General features: G+C 72.3%; 20 protein-coding genes and 1 other RNA gene. 8 read left to right on the top strand and 13 right to left on the bottom strand.

The features are described 5' to 3' along the window. The first annotated feature begins 44 nt into the window (after nucleotides 1-44). Nucleotides 45-326, top strand: coding sequence for a hypothetical protein (locus ACLBXO_RS10230; protein WP_447685313.1), 282 nt, complete (start codon nucleotides 45-47; stop codon nucleotides 324-326). A 108-nt stretch (nucleotides 327-434) separates the two neighbouring features. Continuing rightward, nucleotides 435-1,163: an invasion associated locus b family protein gene (locus tag ACLBXO_RS10225; RefSeq protein ID WP_447685312.1), complete on the top strand. Its 729-nt coding sequence runs from the start codon at nucleotides 435-437 to the stop codon at nucleotides 1,161-1,163. 8 nt (nucleotides 1,164-1,171) lie between these two features. Here ACLBXO_RS10225 and ACLBXO_RS10220 read toward each other — a convergent pair whose 3' ends face one another. Beyond that, nucleotides 1,172-1,465 carry a hypothetical protein gene (locus tag ACLBXO_RS10220; protein WP_447685311.1) on the bottom strand — a complete coding sequence of 98 codons (294 nt, stop codon included), beginning with the start codon at nucleotides 1,463-1,465 and terminating at the stop codon, nucleotides 1,172-1,174. Between the two features lie 406 nt (nucleotides 1,466-1,871). Continuing rightward, on the bottom strand, nucleotides 1,872-2,549 hold the full coding sequence (locus ACLBXO_RS10215) for an HAD family hydrolase (RefSeq protein ID WP_331315566.1): 678 nt from the start codon (nucleotides 2,547-2,549) through the stop codon (nucleotides 1,872-1,874). A 192-nt stretch (nucleotides 2,550-2,741) separates the two neighbouring features. Here ACLBXO_RS10215 and ACLBXO_RS10210 point away from each other — a divergent pair, with 192 nt between their 5' ends. After that, nucleotides 2,742-3,062 (top strand): PetM family of cytochrome b6f complex subunit 7, encoded by a 321-nt coding sequence (locus ACLBXO_RS10210; RefSeq protein WP_331315568.1) that lies wholly within the window; start codon nucleotides 2,742-2,744, stop codon nucleotides 3,060-3,062. 13 nt (nucleotides 3,063-3,075) lie between these two features. Here ACLBXO_RS10210 and ACLBXO_RS10205 read toward each other — a convergent pair whose 3' ends face one another. From ACLBXO_RS10205 to mepA, 3 genes are all read right to left on the bottom strand, one after another. Continuing rightward, on the bottom strand, nucleotides 3,076-3,570 hold the full coding sequence (locus tag ACLBXO_RS10205) for a PAS domain-containing protein (protein WP_447685310.1): 495 nt from the start codon (nucleotides 3,568-3,570) through the stop codon (nucleotides 3,076-3,078). A 183-nt stretch (nucleotides 3,571-3,753) separates the two neighbouring features. Further along, complete coding sequence (locus ACLBXO_RS10200) at nucleotides 3,754-3,933, bottom strand: hypothetical protein (RefSeq protein ID WP_447685309.1); 180 nt, start codon at nucleotides 3,931-3,933, stop codon at nucleotides 3,754-3,756. 115 nt (nucleotides 3,934-4,048) lie between these two features. Continuing rightward, the gene (gene mepA, locus ACLBXO_RS10195) at nucleotides 4,049-4,969 is read right to left on the bottom strand and encodes a penicillin-insensitive murein endopeptidase (RefSeq protein WP_331315572.1); all 921 of its coding nucleotides are present in this window, start codon (nucleotides 4,967-4,969) and stop codon (nucleotides 4,049-4,051) included. 120 nt (nucleotides 4,970-5,089) lie between these two features. Between mepA and ACLBXO_RS10190 the strand changes: the two genes are divergently transcribed. Further along, the gene (locus ACLBXO_RS10190) at nucleotides 5,090-5,506 is read left to right on the top strand and encodes a PRC-barrel domain-containing protein (RefSeq protein WP_447685308.1); all 417 of its coding nucleotides are present in this window, start codon (nucleotides 5,090-5,092) and stop codon (nucleotides 5,504-5,506) included. A 25-nt stretch (nucleotides 5,507-5,531) separates the two neighbouring features. On the opposite strand, the gene ACLBXO_RS10185 is transcribed toward ACLBXO_RS10190, so the two are convergent. From ACLBXO_RS10185 to fumC, 4 genes are all read right to left on the bottom strand, one after another. After that, the gene (locus ACLBXO_RS10185; protein ID WP_331315575.1) at nucleotides 5,532-6,158 is read right to left on the bottom strand and encodes a ParB-like protein; all 627 of its coding nucleotides are present in this window, start codon (nucleotides 6,156-6,158) and stop codon (nucleotides 5,532-5,534) included. An 80-nt stretch (nucleotides 6,159-6,238) separates the two neighbouring features. Further along, the gene (locus ACLBXO_RS10180; RefSeq protein WP_331315577.1) at nucleotides 6,239-6,463 is read right to left on the bottom strand and encodes a ribbon-helix-helix domain-containing protein; all 225 of its coding nucleotides are present in this window, start codon (nucleotides 6,461-6,463) and stop codon (nucleotides 6,239-6,241) included. A 50-nt stretch (nucleotides 6,464-6,513) separates the two neighbouring features. Continuing rightward, nucleotides 6,514-6,711 (bottom strand): DUF4169 family protein, encoded by a 198-nt coding sequence (locus ACLBXO_RS10175; protein WP_056524383.1) that lies wholly within the window; start codon nucleotides 6,709-6,711, stop codon nucleotides 6,514-6,516. Nucleotides 6,712-6,773: 62 nt separating this feature from the next. Next, a complete protein-coding gene (fumC, locus tag ACLBXO_RS10170; RefSeq protein WP_447685307.1) occupies nucleotides 6,774-8,183 on the bottom strand; it encodes a class II fumarate hydratase in 1,410 nt (469 codons plus the stop codon). Between the two features lie 134 nt (nucleotides 8,184-8,317). Here fumC and ACLBXO_RS10165 point away from each other — a divergent pair, with 134 nt between their 5' ends. Continuing rightward, nucleotides 8,318-9,706 carry a cytochrome P450 gene (locus ACLBXO_RS10165; RefSeq protein ID WP_331315579.1) on the top strand — a complete coding sequence of 463 codons (1,389 nt, stop codon included), beginning with the start codon at nucleotides 8,318-8,320 and terminating at the stop codon, nucleotides 9,704-9,706. Here the strand turns inward: ACLBXO_RS10165 and ACLBXO_RS10160 are convergent. The 4 genes from ACLBXO_RS10160 to ssrA all read right to left on the bottom strand — a co-directional run bounded on the left by ACLBXO_RS10160 (nucleotide 9,703) and on the right by ssrA (nucleotide 11,215). Beyond that, a complete protein-coding gene (locus ACLBXO_RS10160; protein WP_280142566.1) occupies nucleotides 9,703-9,837 on the bottom strand; it encodes a hypothetical protein in 135 nt (44 codons plus the stop codon). The genes ACLBXO_RS10165 and ACLBXO_RS10160 overlap by 4 nt on opposite strands. A gap of 4 nt (nucleotides 9,838-9,841) precedes the next feature. Further along, a complete protein-coding gene (locus tag ACLBXO_RS10155; RefSeq protein ID WP_331315581.1) occupies nucleotides 9,842-10,102 on the bottom strand; it encodes a hypothetical protein in 261 nt (86 codons plus the stop codon). A 40-nt stretch (nucleotides 10,103-10,142) separates the two neighbouring features. Continuing rightward, the gene (locus ACLBXO_RS10150) at nucleotides 10,143-10,769 is read right to left on the bottom strand and encodes an SspB family protein (protein WP_447685306.1); all 627 of its coding nucleotides are present in this window, start codon (nucleotides 10,767-10,769) and stop codon (nucleotides 10,143-10,145) included. Nucleotides 10,770-10,833: 64 nt separating this feature from the next. Next, nucleotides 10,834-11,215: a transfer-messenger RNA gene (ssrA, locus tag ACLBXO_RS10145) on the bottom strand. Here ssrA and ACLBXO_RS10140 point away from each other — a divergent pair. The 3 genes from ACLBXO_RS10140 (at nucleotide 11,207) to ACLBXO_RS10130 (ending at nucleotide 13,474) form a co-directional block, all read left to right on the top strand. Further along, nucleotides 11,207-12,064: a CPBP family intramembrane glutamic endopeptidase gene (locus tag ACLBXO_RS10140; RefSeq protein WP_447685305.1), complete on the top strand. Its 858-nt coding sequence runs from the start codon at nucleotides 11,207-11,209 to the stop codon at nucleotides 12,062-12,064. The two genes, ssrA and ACLBXO_RS10140, sit on opposite strands and share 9 nt — an antisense overlap. A gap of 118 nt (nucleotides 12,065-12,182) precedes the next feature. Then, nucleotides 12,183-12,977 carry a thymidylate synthase gene (locus ACLBXO_RS10135; protein WP_447685304.1) on the top strand — a complete coding sequence of 265 codons (795 nt, stop codon included), beginning with the start codon at nucleotides 12,183-12,185 and terminating at the stop codon, nucleotides 12,975-12,977. Next, nucleotides 12,974-13,474, top strand: coding sequence for a dihydrofolate reductase (locus ACLBXO_RS10130; RefSeq protein ID WP_447685303.1), 501 nt, complete (start codon nucleotides 12,974-12,976; stop codon nucleotides 13,472-13,474). Before ACLBXO_RS10135 ends, ACLBXO_RS10130 begins: the two co-directional genes overlap by 4 nt. The last annotated feature ends 153 nt before the right edge of the window (nucleotides 13,475-13,627 follow it).

Below are 13,627 nucleotides of genomic sequence, written 5' to 3'. Positions count from 1 at the left end.
TCCGCTCAGCTACAAGCTTCGCCGTCTGGATCGGAGTTCGCAGGATGCCTGTCGAGAGTTGGCTGAACACGGAGGAGGTGCCGGATTTCGCGGCGCACGCCACGGCGATGATCGACGCCGCCCTGACCGGTTCGGGCCTGACGCGCGAGGCCTACTGGGCCGCCGTGCGCAAGGGCTACAACACCCCCTACAACGACCCGCCCCGCAAGCGCGCCGCGCCGGTCCAGCCGAACGCGATCGCGGTGCCCGCCGGCCCGGCTGTCGAGCCGCTGCCGGTTCCGGCCGGCGTCATCGCGGCCCTGGCGACGGAAGCGCGCGCCGTCTGATTGTCGACGGATCCCGCCTCGCCATCTTGCCGACGTTTTACGCAAGCTTCACTAATCCCGAACCCCGGTCCGGCTCCTGACGGAGCCGCCCGTCGTCAGGAAGTGAAGATGGTCCGCGTTCCCCGCTCGCTCCCGGTCGGAGCTCTCGCCCTGCTCGCCTCCGGGCTGGTCACCGGCCTCGTCGGAGGCGTCCTCGGCGGGACCTGCCTGGTCGCGACGGCGGCCCACGCCCAGGACGCGGCGGCGGCCCCGGACGCGGGGGGCGGCGACGCGGCCCCGTCGCGGCGCGTGCGGCGGCACGGCCGCGAGCGGAGCAAGCGCGCCGAGAAGAAGACCGCGACCCCGCCGGGCATGCAGCAGGCCACCCCGGTGGCGATCTTCGGCGACTGGAACGTGTTCGTGAACGGCGACGGCCGCAACAAGCTCTGCTACGCGATCGCGCAGCCGCAGACGCGCTCGCCCAAGACCCTGAAGCGCGACACCGCCTACCTGTTCGTGAGCGTCCGCAAGGGCGAGAACATCCAGAACGAGGTGGCGGTGATGCTGGGCTTCCCGTCGAAGCCCGCGGCCTCCCAGGTCAAGCCCGGCTCCGCGGCCGCGCCGACCGACCCGAGCCTCAACCTGGGCGCCAGCCGCTACGGCCTCGTGGTGAAGGACGGCAATGCCTGGCTGCAGAACCCCGCCGAGGAGGCGCGGGTCGTCTCCGAGATGAGCGCCCGCAACCCGAAGCTGATCATCAAGACCACCTCGCTGCGCGGGAACCCGACGAGCGACGAGTACGCGCTCGGCGGGTTCGCAGAGGCCATGAAGCGCACCCGGGACGAGTGCAGCAAGTAGCGGGCGGGTCAGGCCCGCCGCAGCGCGGACCGGTGCGCCCGGTCGGGGGACCGGGCACTCATGCGGGCACTCATGCGGGCGCGGGCGGCGCGGGTCGCCTGCTCGGCCGTGCGGAACACGGCGCCGTCGAGCCCGTCGAAATCGCGCGCCGACGAGAAGAACCGGACGCCGCGGCCCTCGGGGACGGCGATCCCGGCGGTGATCTCACCGATCTCGATCACCCGGGCGGGTTCGGCCGGCCCGATGGCCGGATCCGCGAGGTCGGGACGGTCGCCGGGCATGGACTCTGCGTGACTGTGCATCGGATTGGGAACTCCCTGGGCCGGCTCGTCGCCGTGCCGGATCGCGGTGGCTGCTGCTGAGAATCGACGGGTTTCAGCGTCGACAGCGCCGGCGGGCGGCGGGGCAGCGGGGTGCGAGCGGGAGCAGGGATCGAAGGGACGATGTGCGAGTGACCATCGGACGTCCTCCAGACTGAAGGACCGCGCGGCGCGGGGCCGGCGCAGTGCTTTAGCGTTTGATCACGCGGCGCAAGCTACGCTTCTCAAAGGACCGCGGCCGGTCCCGTCGAGCGCCCGAGGGGCTCGGCCGAACCGGCACCCTGAAAATGGGCGTGGCGCCGCGCACCGTCAACGGAACGGACTTCCGATTTCGAGGGCCCGCCTGGCAGGAAGCCGGTTCCGGCCGCGCGTCCGAGAGGCGGATCGTTCAGGCCGCCGCGATCACCGCGGCGAGGTCCGAGAAGTCCGAGAAGATCGGGGCCGCGCCGGCCTGCGCGAGCGCGGCGCCCGCCGGGTCGTGCCCCCAGTGGCCGCCGCCGGTGAAGCCCGCGACCCGCATGCCGGCGCTCCGGGCCGCCGTGACGCCGGGGACGCTGTCCTCGATCACGAGGCAGGCCGCCGGTGCGACGCCCATCCGCGCGGCGGCGAACAGGAACAGGTCGGGGAAGGGCTTGCCCCGCGCCACCTGCGCCGAGGAGAAGACGTGGTCGCCGAACAGGGGCAGCAGCCCGGTCAGCGTCAGGGAGTGGCGCAGCCGCACCGGGTCGCTGCTCGACGCGACGCAGACCGGCAGGCCGACGGCGCCGACCGCCTCGGCGACGCCGCGCATCGCCCGCAGCTCCGCGTCGAACAGCGCCAGGGTCTCGGCCTTCACCGCCTCGACGAAGCCGTCGGGCGCGGTGACGCCGTAGTCGCGGGCGACGTGCGCCATGATCGAGGGCATCGCGGTGCCGGTGAAGCGCGCCCGCACGGTGGCGAAGTCGATGTCCGCGCCGATCCGGTTGAGCCCGGCCGTCAGGCAGGCGAGGCTCAGGGGCTCGCTGTCCACCAGGACGCCGTCGCAATCGAAGATCACGAGGCCGAGAGTCGTCGCGCGCGCGTCCAAGGTCGACCGTTCCCGCACGGCCCGCCGCCGCCCGCCGACCCTGTGGCACGGGCCCGAAGGACCGGCAACCGCGCGGATCGACGCTCGTGCCGGGCGCTTGCACCTTGCGGCGCGGCCCCATACTCCCGGGGCGGGCGCGCCCGGGCGCGCCGCTCCGCCTCCCAAGGCCCGTAAGGCTCAGAAGGCCCCGCGATGTTCCGCTTCCTGGCCCGCGTCCTGGGCTTCCTGCTGATGGCCGGCGGCTTCGTCGCGCTGGTCTACGACGGCGCCCGCTCCGTCGCCAACAACGGGCTGCGGGTGACGCCGCTCTCCGACGTGATCGCCACCCTGTTCAAGGACAAGGCCGGCGCCCTGCAGGGCAGCGTCGAGGGGGCGGCGCCCTGGCTCTGGCACATCCTGGGCCTTCCGCTCACCCTGGCGCCGGCCTCCCTGATCGGCCTCGGGCTCGGCGCGGTCCTGCTCTGGCTCGGCCAGCCGGGGCGCGAGCCGATCGGGTTCCTGACGAAGCCCTGATCCCCCCGGCGGCCTAGCGGGCCGCGAGCTTGGCCTCGGCCTCCGCCAGGGCGGCCTTCAGCCGCTCGATCTCGGCGGTCAGCGCGTAGTGCTCGCTGACGTCGAGCTGCGAGGCGAAGAAGTAGACGACCCGGCCCTCTTCATCCCGCACCGGCCCGACGTAGAGGGCGTTCTGGAAGGTCGAGCCGTCCTTGCGGTAGTTGAGGAGGTCGACCCGGACATCCTCCGCCCGCCGAATGGCGTCGCGGAGGCGGTCGACGGCCACCGTCTCCGTGTCGGGCCCCTGCAGGAAGCGGCAATTGCGGCCGACCACCTCCATCCGGGTGTAGCCGGTCAGCTTCAGGAACGCCTCGTTCACGAAGACGATCGGATTGTCGTGCTGGGCCGGATCGGTGATGATCATCGGCATGCGGGTCGCCCGCACGGCGGCCGCGAAGGGATCGCCCCGGTGCGATCCCGCCTTCAGGTCGTCCGGCACGTGGCTCGTGGCGCTCCCGCCCGTCTCCATCCGGATCAGCCCCTCACAACGCCGCGCCGGTCGGCCATCCGACCAGCGTCTCGCGGGGCAACAAGCCGGAATTTGCCCGCGCGGTCCAGTCTCTCGCGGCGCGGTTCGCGGATCGCGGGCGCCGAACGCTGCTCCGGCGGTCCGCCGCCCGCAGGCCCCGGCCGGGGCGGCGCCGCCTGGGCCTCACGGGCTGCGGCTGTCCGGCCGCGTCTGCGGACCCGTCTGCGGGCCCGTGACCGGGGCGCCGGCGGCGGCGCCCCGCAGGGGCGGCGTGCTGTTCGGGCTGCGCAGCACGATCAGCACGCTGCCGAGGACCGAGAGCGCGAGGGCGGTCGCGAGGAGGATGAAGAGCCAGCGGGGCATCCGGGGCCGTTAGCACATCGGGGCCGGTGCGCCGAGCGGCCCGGCCGGCGACGGGCCGCCGCGATCCCGTCGCCCACCCGCGGCAACCGGGCGGATGCGTAGCCGCGGCTCCGGCCTAAGGCGCCTTCAGCACCGCCCGGCAGGCGGCGGGCAGCGCCGCCATGGTCATGGCCGGCTTGGGCTTCGGCGGCGTCTTCGGGGGCTTCGGGTGGAGCACCGCGTCCGAGAACCAGTAGCCGAGGTCGTCGCAGCCGTCGCCCGGCGGCGGCGCGCCCTGGGGCTGGCAATCCTCCTGGCCGGCCGGGCAGGCGAGCCGGATATGGTAGTGGTAATTGTGCCCGTACATCGGGCGCACCTTGGACATCCAGCGGCTGCCCGCGGCGTCGCGGCAGAGGGCCTTCTTGATCGCCGCGTTGACGAAGATGCGCTCCACCTCCGGCTGCTCGGCGGTGAGCTTGATCAGCTGCAGGTGCGTCGGCGTCCAGACCTCGGGATCGATGTCGAGGCGGTCGCGGCGGACCATGTCGGTGGCCGAGGTCTCCTCGCGCTCCGCCCGGCTCATGCGGTGGTCGGGCATCGGGGTCAGCCAGACATCGGCGTCGATGCCGATCTGGTGCGAGGCGTGGCCGGTGATCATCGGGCCGCCCCGGGGCTGGGCCATGTCGCCCACGAGCAGGCCGGGCCAGCCGACCCGGGCGGCCTTCTGCGACAGCCGCTCGATGAAGTCGACGAGGTAGGGCGTGCCCCACATGCGGTTGCGGGACGGGCGCATGACCTGCCAGTTCGGCCCGTCGAGCGGCAGCGCCTCGCCGCCGGCGAAGCAGCCCTTGGCGTAGAAGCCGTAGATGTGGGCCGGTCCGGCGGACGCCTTGGCGACCCGTCCGAACAGGGCCTTGGCGGGCGTCGAGGGCGCGTCCGGGTGCTCCAGGGGCGGCAGCGGCTTCGGATTGACGCTGCCGCGGTCCTGGGCCTGCGCGGCGGCGGGCAGGAGCAGGGCGGCGAGCGCGAGGCTCTGGGCGAAACGCGGCATCGGCATGCGGGGGCTGTTCGTCCGGCTGGAGAGGGCGGGCGCGGGCACCCGCCGGAACGTGGCCCAGGGGCGGGGCGTTTTTCGGGCAGACGGCGCGCGGGGCGCGGAAACGGTCGGGAGTCGGCGATGACGGCCACGGAGACGGGATCGGCGAGCGGTCAGACCGCCGCGGCGAGCCCCAGCGACCGGTCACCCCGCCGCCTGATCGCGAGCGATCGGGTCGTCGGGACGGATGTCCGCCGGCCCGACGGGACCCGGGTCGGACGGATCGAGCGGCTGATGCTCGACAAGGTCTCCGGCCGGGTCGCCTACGCGGTGATGAGCTTCGGCGGATTCCTGGGCCTCGGCGAGGACTTCTACACGCTGCCCTGGTCGGTGCTGCGGTTCGAGCCGCAGCAGGACGCGTACGTGGTCGACATCACCGAGGCGCAGCTGCGCGCCGCCCCCGCCCGCACGCCCGAGGGCACCGATCCGGCCGCGGACGGCGCCTGGGAGGAGCAGATCCACCGCTACTACGACGCGGCGCCCTACTGGGGGATCTAGGCGACGCCGGGCGCGTCATCGGCGCTCAGCGGACCTGGCGGGTCACCGGCCCGCACCAGCCCGGCAGGTAGTCGGCGTCCTTGGACTTGGCCAGCGACATCGCCCGCTCCAGGGCCGAGGAGAAATCGTTCTCGATCCGCTTCTCCTTGATGTTCCGCCGCAGGAAGTCGGCCCAGAGAAACTCGCTGAACGGCGTCGTGTCCTTCGCGAAGCCGCCGGCCCGGCGCAGTTCGCCGGCGAGGCTGCGATAGGGGTCGTCCACCAGGGCGTCGATCGATTTCGGGATGTCGTCGAAGTGCTTGCGCACGCCGTCGGCGTCGTAGGGGTGGGTCCAGGACTTGTGGTCGCAGACCGTCCAGAACGCGTCCTTGTCGAGGTAGTGCAGGTCGGCCACCACAGTGACGAGCACGCTCTCGACGCCCTCCTCGTGCAGGGCGCGGGACAGGTGGTGGTGGTCGATGATGTAGTGGCGCTTCTTCGGCCCGAGCAGCGTCGGGATCATGTGGGCGCCGAGGAATTCCTTCTTCTTCTCGCCGTCGTACTCCCGCCAGCGCCGCCGCTTCTCCGCCACTTCCCGGTAGCCCACCGTCATCTGAGTCGGGCGCAGCTCCGCGATCGGGATGGTCTTGAGCAGCGGCTCTCGGTTGGCCATGGGGTCTCCTTCTGCGTGGATTTGTCACGCGACCGTCACAACCTATTCGGGATCGGGAAACCGGCCAGGGCGCGCGGCGCTCACGTTTCCGGCATCGCGCGGACGGCCTCCAGCACGAACACGCGGATCGCCGAGGACAGGTTCTGGCCGTCGCGGCCGGCGTCGATGTGCCCGATGAGGGCCTGGACCGACTGGCCCCGCGCCTCCGCGATCGACCGCAGGGCCGCCCAGAACGGGTCCTCCAGGGACACGCTGGTCCGGTGGCCGGCGATCATCACGGAGCGCTTGGTGATGCCCGGGCTCATGCGCGATCGGCCGCGCGAGGACGGTGGGGCTGCCGCATCCGGATCTGCTCTCAGTCTGCCGGATCGGGCTCGCCCCGCTCGAGGCGGTGGCCCTCGTGGCGCTCGGTCTCCAGGGCCTTGCGGCGCTGCTGGAGCGTCCTGGCCTTCTTGGGCTGCCCGAAGGCGATGCGGTTGGACTCGGCCTTCGTGTCGGCCTCGGCCCGGGCCTTCGCCTTGCGGACCTGACGCAGGTTGATGATCTCGGCCATGGATCGCCTCCCGGTGTCCCGCGGCCGGCGCGGGCGGACCGCGCCGGCGAGTCTCAGACGAATCAGTCGGCGCTGGGGGCCAGCATGGTCTCCGGCCGGACCACGCGCTCGAACTCCGCCTCGGTCACGTAGCCGAGGCGCAGCGCCTCCTCCTTGAGGGTCGTGCCGTTCTTGTGCGCGGTCTTGGCGATCTCGGCGGCCTTGTCGTAGCCGATCGAGGGGGCGAGCGCGGTCACCAGCATGAGCGAGCGGCTCATCAGGTCGGCGATCTTGTCCTCGTTGGCCTTGATGCCGACGACGCAGTTGTCGGTGAAGCTCACCGCCGCGTCGGCGAGCAGCCGGACCGATTGCAGCACCGCGTTGGCGATCACCGGCTTGAACACGTTGAGCTCGAAATTGCCCTGGGAGCCGGCGAAGCTCACCGTGGTCCCGTTGCCGATCACCTGGGCGCAGACCATCGTCAGGGCCTCGCACTGGGTCGGGTTGACCTTGCCGGGCATGATCGAGGAGCCGGGCTCGTTCTCGGGGAGCGACAGCTCGCCGAGGCCGGAGCGCGGGCCCGAGCCGAGGAAGCGGATGTCCTGGGCGATCTTGAACAGGCCGGCGGCGAGCGCCGAGAGGGCGCCCTGCGTGAACACCAGGGCGTCGTGGGTCGCGAGCGCCTCGAACTTGTTCTCGGCGGAGGTGAAGGGCAGGCCGGTCAGCTCGGCGACCTTGGCGGCGAAGCGCTCGGCGAATTCCGGATGGGCGTTGAGGCCGGTGCCGACCGCCGTGCCGCCCTGGGCGAGCGCCAGAACGCCCGGCAGGGTCGCGGCGACCCGCGAGCCGCCGAGGGCGACCTGCGCGACGTAGCCGGAGAATTCCTGGCCGAGGGAGACCGGCGTCGCGTCCTGCAGGTGGGTGCGGCCGATCTTGACGATCGACTCGAATTCCTTGGCCTTGGCGTCGAGGGCGGCGTGGAGGTGGGAGAGCGCCGGCAGCAGGCGGCCCTGGATCTCCCGCGCCACCGCGATGTGCATGGCGGTGGGGAAGGTGTCGTTGGAGGACTGGCCGCGGTTGCAATGGTCGTTCGGGTGGACCGGCGCCTTGCCGCCGCGCTGGCCGCCGAGCCGCTCGTTGGCGAGGCTCGCGATCACCTCGTTGGCGTTCATGTTCGACTGGGTGCCCGAGCCGGTCTGGTAGATGACGAGCGGGAACTCGTCGTCGTAGCGGCCCTCCACGACCTCGGCGGCCGAGGCCGCGATGGCGTCGGCGAGCTTCGGGTCGAGGGCGCCGAGATCCTTGTTCACCAGGGCGGCGGCCTGCTTCACGACGCCGAGGGCGTGGACGAGCGGCGCCGGCATCCGGTCGGTACCGATCTTGAAGTTCTGGATCGAGCGCTGCGTCTGCGCGCCCCAGTAGCGATGCGCCGGGACCTCGATCGGACCGAAGGTGTCGGACTCGGTGCGGGTGGCGGTCTCGGTGGGCGACATCGTGGCCTCTACGTCTGGTGCAGTGCGGTGCCTACTTAAATGAGGTGCGGGTGAATCGCGATGCCGGTTTTCCCGCCGCGCCGACAAGGGCGGGGCTCTGTTCCCGCCGGACCATGAAGCCGAACTGGGAGCCGATGACCGCCACGATCGACCTGCCCGAGCCCGCCACCCGGTTCCGCCCGACCGTGCCGCCTCCGCTGAAGGAGCCGCTCGGCCTGTTCGAGTTCCTGCGGGCGGCGCGGAAGAACCCGATCACGACCTGGATGGACGCGCATTTCAAGCTGCCGGTCGTGGCGGCCGAGGGCGCGATGGGCCGGATCACCCTGGTGAGCGACCCGGCGCTGATCCGCTACCTGCTGATCGAGAACCCCGACGGCTACCGCAAGGACGACCTCCAGCGCCGGGTCCTGGCCCCGGGGCTCGGCAACGGCCTGCTCAGCGCCGAGGGCGACGAGTGGCGCCTCCAGCGCCGGACGCTGGCGCCGATCTTCAACGCCCGCACGGTCCAGGGCTTCTCCGACGCGATGAACGCCGCCGGGGCGCGGCTCGGCCGCCGCCTCGTCCGCCGCGACGGCAAGCCGGTCGACGTCGCCCTGGAGATGACCCGCGTCACCCTCGACGTGCTGGAGCGGACGATCTTCACGCAGGGGTTGCCGAGCGATCCCGACGCCCTGGGCCGCGCCATCACGCGCTTCCTCGAGGCCGTCGGGCCGATCGACCCCCTCGACGTGTTCGGCGTGCCCGACTTCGTGCCGCGGATCGGCCGCCTGCGGGCGCGGCCCGCGGGGCGCTTCTTCGCCGAGGTCGTCGACGAACTCATCGCCCGGCGCAAGGCTCTGATGGGGCGGGGCGAGGCGCCGCGGGACCTGCTGACGCTGCTGCTCGCCGCGCAGGATCCCGAGACCGGCAACGGGCTCTCGGACCTCGCCGTGAAGGCCAACATCGTCACCTTCATCGCCGCCGGCCACGAGACCACGGCCAATTCCCTGACCTGGGCGCTCTACTGCCTGTCGCAGGATCCCGCCGCGCAGGCGCGGGTCGAGGCCGAGGTCGACGCGGCCGGGCCGGGGGATTTCGCCGTCGAGCGCCTGCCCTTCACCCGGGCGGTGATCGAGGAGGCGATGCGGCTGTTCCCGCCGGTGCCGTTCCTCAGCCGGCAGGCGGTCCGCGACGACCGGCTCGGCCGGATCAAGGTGCCGCGTGGCTCGCTGGTGATGGTGGCGCCCTGGGTGCTCCACCGCCACCAGCGGCTCTGGGACGACCCGGAGGCCTTCGTGCCGGAGCGGTTCCTGCCCGAGAACCGGGACGCGATCCCGCGCTTCGCCTACCTGCCGTTCGGGGCCGGTCCGCGGGTCTGCATCGGCCAGAGCTTCTCGATCCAGGAGGCGGTGATCGTGCTGGCCCACGTGGTCCGGGCGGTGCGCTTCCGGATGCCGGCGGATCACCCGCCGGTCACGCCGCTCCACCGGGTGACGCTCCGGCCGGAGCACGGCTTGCGGATGGGGGCGGCGGCGCGGGGCTAGTCGCCCCGACGCGCCTCGAGCCTGCGCGTGTTGCGGTCGTAGATCCGGCTCGCGATCCAGACACCGACGAAGATCGTCGCCGACATGGCGAGGGCCAGCGCGAGGATCTGGTTGGCATAAGCTTGGGTCATGCGATCAATCCTCCGGACGCAGGAATCTGATCATGATCTGACCCATGAGATGTAGGACGACAGCCGCGATCAGCAAAGTCCAGCCGCCATCGGCGACCAGATCGAGATGCCGCTGGGCGAGGGGATTGATGACCGCGATGCCGATCGTCGCGATGGCTGACGAGTTCAGCAGGGTCGCGGCTAGCTTGAGACCCTCGTTGAAGCGCTTGGCGCGATGCTTCCGCTCACTCGCCGACAGAATCGGCTGCGCGACCGTGTCGTCCACCGCTCGAACCCCCCGGCCGTCGAGTCGGCCAGGGGCGATCTCAGCTCTTCTTGCGGAAGGCGTCCAGGCTCACGACCTCGGCGCCGGCCTCCTCGCCCTCCTTCTTGGCGGCGGGGCGGGGGGCCTTGTCGTCGGCCTTGCCGGCGTCCTTCTCGCCCGCGGCCGCGGGCGCGGGCAGCCCCTTCGGCGCGCCCGCGCCGATCGTGGCGAGCCCGGCGCTCTTGGGCCGCACCTCGCCCGGTTCCGAGCCGGCGCCGCGGGGGCCGGGCTTGGCCGGGGCGGCGTTGGCCTCCTCGGGGGTCTCGCCGGCCTCGCTGAGGTCGAACTTCAGGCCGAACTGCACGGAGGGGTCGAAGAAGCCCGACAGGGCGTCGAACGGCACCAGCAGGCGCTCCGGCACGCCCGAGAAGGACAGGCCGACCTCGAAGGCGTGCTCGGTGACGTTGAGGTCCCAGAACTGGTGCTGCAGGACGATCGTCATGTCCTGCGGGTACTTCTCGCGCAGGGCCTGCGACATCCGCACGCCGGGGGCCTCCGTCCGGAACGAGACGTAGAAATGGTGCTCGCCCATCAGCCCCTCGCGGGCCGCGTCGGTCAGGACCTTGCGCACCACGCCGCGCAGGGCGTCCTGTACCAGGAGGTCGTAGCGGATCAGGTCGTCTGCCATCTGCGGTCGCGCTCTCGCCCGGTCTACCCGGCGCCCCGCCGCGGATGGCCGGACCGAGGACTGAAGTGGAGGCTTCTGTTGCCAGGCGCCTCCGAACCCCGCCTATGCGGAGCTACCCGCTAGGACTTCAGGTCGATATTGGGGACCGCTTACGCGGCCACCGCCACCGGAGCAAAGTTGTCGTTGGCAACTATTGCAAAGGCCCGATAACGGCGGAACCATGCCGAGCGAAAGCTCAACCTTTACGCCCTCGTCGATCCTATTTCGCCCCCGCCGAAGCCCCGGTTCCGATCACGCCCCTTGCGGCAGCATGTCCTGGGCTCGGGTGGAGGCGCCGGGTACCGCCCCCGGGTCCGATAGGTTTATTGCGAAGAACGTTTATCGCCATAGCCGGCCTCGCGACCGGCTCCCGAGATATAGAGGGGATCGGTCCGGTTTTGAAGCCCGATCGTGTCGCGCCGCTGTCTCATTTGGAGCCTCCGGGCGAGGCTGTTGCCGGAAGTGCGCAGTCGCGCGCCGCCGCATCCGACGCGCCGGGGCCCCTCGCGCGGGCCTGGGCCGCGACGTGGCGGCTCGGCGCCCTGGTCGCCCTCGTGGTCGTCTATCTCGGCGCGGCGAGCCTGCTGTCGCTGGCCACGGTGCGGGTCGGCTTCGACCTGTGGCGCGGGATCGACCCGTTCCTGCCCCCCGAGCGGCGCCCGTTCCTCGGCGCGGTGGAGCTCGCCCACCGGGCCTTCGCGATCGACGCCCTGCGCCAGGTCTATCTCGCCGCGCTGGTGGTCGGCGGCGCGTGGTGGCGCGACCGGGACGGCTGGCGGCGGCGCCTCGCCCTCGACCGCGAGCGGCCGAACGGGATGCGGCCGGTCGCGCTGCTGGGCCTCCTGCTGATCTGGCCGGTGCTGCACATCGCCTGGGTCACCGGCACGGCCGAGCTGTTCGGGGCGAGCTTCGGCCAGCACGTGCGGCTGTCGCCGTTCATGAGCCAGGCCGCGGTCGCGGCGTGGCTCGCCTACCTGGCGATCCTGGCGCCGGTGGCCGAGGAGCTGCTGCTGCGCGGCGAGGCCTTCGCCCGCGCCCGGGCGACGGTGGGGCCCGTCGGGGCGATCCTGGTCACCGCGCTCATCTTCGCCGCCGCCCACATCTCGTCCTGGGGGCTCGCCCGGCCGGTCTCGCTGCTGCCCCTCGCCCTGGCGCTGGGCTGGCTGCGCTGGCGCACCGGCCGGCTCTGGCCCGGCATCGCCCTGCACGGCTGGTCGAACCTCGCCCTGGTGACCTACCTGCTCTGGCCGGCGTGAGGGCCTGTCCGGGGGCGCCGGCCGGACGCCGCCCGCGGACCGGCGCCCGGCGCGACGGTGGTGGACAGATCGCGGCGGCGCGCTTGCCGGCCGGCGCGCCGGCGCGCAGGAATGGGCGATGGACGCTTATCACGACCTGCTCCGGCGCATCCTCGACGCGGGCGTCGCCAAGGACGACCGCACCGGCACCGGCACGCTGTCGGTCTTCGGTCACCAGATGCGCTTCGACCTGTCGGCGGGATTCCCGCTGGTCACCACGAAGCGGCTGCACCTGCGCTCGATCATCCACGAGCTGCTCTGGTTCCTGGCGGGCGACACCAACGTGGCCGCGCTGAAGGCGAACGGCGTGACGATCTGGGACGAGTGGGCGGACGCGAACGGCGACCTCGGCCCGGTCTACGGCAAGCAGTGGCGCTCCTGGGAGAAGCCCGGCGGCGGCACGGTCGACCAGATCGCCTGGGTGCTCGACGAGATCCGGCGCAACCCCGAGTCCCGCCGCCTGATCGTCTCGGCCTGGAACCCGGCCGACCTCGACCGGATGGCGCTCGCCCCCTGCCACTGCCTGTTCCAGTTCTACGTCAGCGAGGGGCGGCTCTCCTGCCAGCTCTACCAGCGCTCGGCGGACGCCTTCCTCGGCGTGCCGTTCAACATCGCGAGCTACGCCCTCCTGACCCACATGATCGCCCAGGTGGCCGGCCTCGGGGTCGGCGACTTCGTCCACACCTTCGGCGACGCCCATCTCTACCGGAACCACCTGGAGCAGACCCGCGCCCTCCTGGCCCGGGAGCCGCGCCCGCTGCCGCGGCTGCGGCTCAACCCGGAGGTGCGCGACCTCTTCGCGTTCCGGTACGAGGACATCGCCATCGAGAATTACGACCCGCATCCCGCCATCGCGGCCCCGGTGGCGGTATGAGCCCGGCCGTCTCGCCCATCGTCTCCCTGGTCGCCGCCGTCGCCCGCAACGGCGTGATCGGCCGCGACAACGGGCTCGCCTGGCATCTCTCCAGCGATCTCAAGCGCTTCAAGGCCCTGACCATGGGCAAGCCGATGCTGATGGGGCGGCGCACCTGGGATTCGATCGGCCGGCCCCTGCCGGGGCGCCGCACCCTGGTGCTCACCCGGGATACGGGCTTCCGCGCCGAGGGCGTCGAGACCGTCCACGACTGGGACTCGGCGCTGGCCGCCGCCGGGGCGGAGCTGATGGTGGTCGGCGGCGCCGAGATCTACGCGCTCGCGCTCCCGCACGCCGACCGGCTCCACCTCACCGAGGTCGAGGCGGAGCCCGCCGGCGACGTGCGATTCCCGGCCTTCGACCGCGCCCGCTTCCGGGAGACGTTCCGCGAGGCGCACCCCGCCGGCCCGCGGGACGAGCACGCCTTCGCCTTCGTCGACTGGGAGCGCGCACGCTGAGGCGCGCCGCCGCATTTGCGTTCCGCGCCGGGCATGCCCACCTGCCAGCCTTGACAGCACGGGGCGTGCGCCCGCAGGTGCCTGTCGGGTGCGCGCGCTCACGCCGGGCCTGCACATCCTGCGGGAAGATGCGCGTGCGGGCTCTCGAGGCCT

This window comes from Methylobacterium sp. C33D (assembly GCF_053345825.1).
This window is presented reverse-complemented; position numbering and strand designations above follow the sequence as displayed.

Excerpts from the sequence above, each read along its gene's own strand:
- ACLBXO_RS10180 (WP_331315577.1), bottom strand. The coding sequence starts at position 6,463 with ATGAGCCCGGGCATCACCAAGCGCTCCGTGATGATCGCCGGCCACCGG.
- ACLBXO_RS10185 (WP_331315575.1), bottom strand. The coding sequence starts at position 6,158 with ATGGCCAACCGAGAGCCGCTGCTCAAGACCATCCCGATCGCGGAGCTG.
- ACLBXO_RS10220 (WP_447685311.1), bottom strand. The coding sequence starts at position 1,465 with ATGCACAGTCACGCAGAGTCCATGCCCGGCGACCGTCCCGACCTCGCG.
- fumC (WP_447685307.1), bottom strand. The coding sequence starts at position 8,183 with ATGTCGCCCACCGAGACCGCCACCCGCACCGAGTCCGACACCTTCGGT.
- ACLBXO_RS10150 (WP_447685306.1), bottom strand. The coding sequence starts at position 10,769 with ATGGCAGACGACCTGATCCGCTACGACCTCCTGGTACAGGACGCCCTG.
- ACLBXO_RS10190 (WP_447685308.1), top strand. The coding sequence starts at position 5,090 with ATGACGGCCACGGAGACGGGATCGGCGAGCGGTCAGACCGCCGCGGCG.
- ACLBXO_RS10130 (WP_447685303.1), top strand. The coding sequence starts at position 12,974 with ATGAGCCCGGCCGTCTCGCCCATCGTCTCCCTGGTCGCCGCCGTCGCC.
- ACLBXO_RS10175 (WP_056524383.1), bottom strand. The coding sequence starts at position 6,711 with ATGGCCGAGATCATCAACCTGCGTCAGGTCCGCAAGGCGAAGGCCCGG.
- ACLBXO_RS10210 (WP_331315568.1), top strand. The coding sequence starts at position 2,742 with ATGTTCCGCTTCCTGGCCCGCGTCCTGGGCTTCCTGCTGATGGCCGGC.
- ACLBXO_RS10165 (WP_331315579.1), top strand. The coding sequence starts at position 8,318 with ATGACCGCCACGATCGACCTGCCCGAGCCCGCCACCCGGTTCCGCCCG.
- mepA (WP_331315572.1), bottom strand. The coding sequence starts at position 4,969 with ATGCCGATGCCGCGTTTCGCCCAGAGCCTCGCGCTCGCCGCCCTGCTC.
- ACLBXO_RS10135 (WP_447685304.1), top strand. The coding sequence starts at position 12,183 with ATGGACGCTTATCACGACCTGCTCCGGCGCATCCTCGACGCGGGCGTC.
- ACLBXO_RS10160 (WP_280142566.1), bottom strand. The coding sequence starts at position 9,837 with ATGACCCAAGCTTATGCCAACCAGATCCTCGCGCTGGCCCTCGCCATG.
- ACLBXO_RS10225 (WP_447685312.1), top strand. The coding sequence starts at position 435 with ATGGTCCGCGTTCCCCGCTCGCTCCCGGTCGGAGCTCTCGCCCTGCTC.
- ACLBXO_RS10200 (WP_447685309.1), bottom strand. The coding sequence starts at position 3,933 with ATGCCCCGCTGGCTCTTCATCCTCCTCGCGACCGCCCTCGCGCTCTCG.
- ACLBXO_RS10205 (WP_447685310.1), bottom strand. The coding sequence starts at position 3,570 with ATGGAGACGGGCGGGAGCGCCACGAGCCACGTGCCGGACGACCTGAAG.
- ACLBXO_RS10230 (WP_447685313.1), top strand. The coding sequence starts at position 45 with ATGCCTGTCGAGAGTTGGCTGAACACGGAGGAGGTGCCGGATTTCGCG.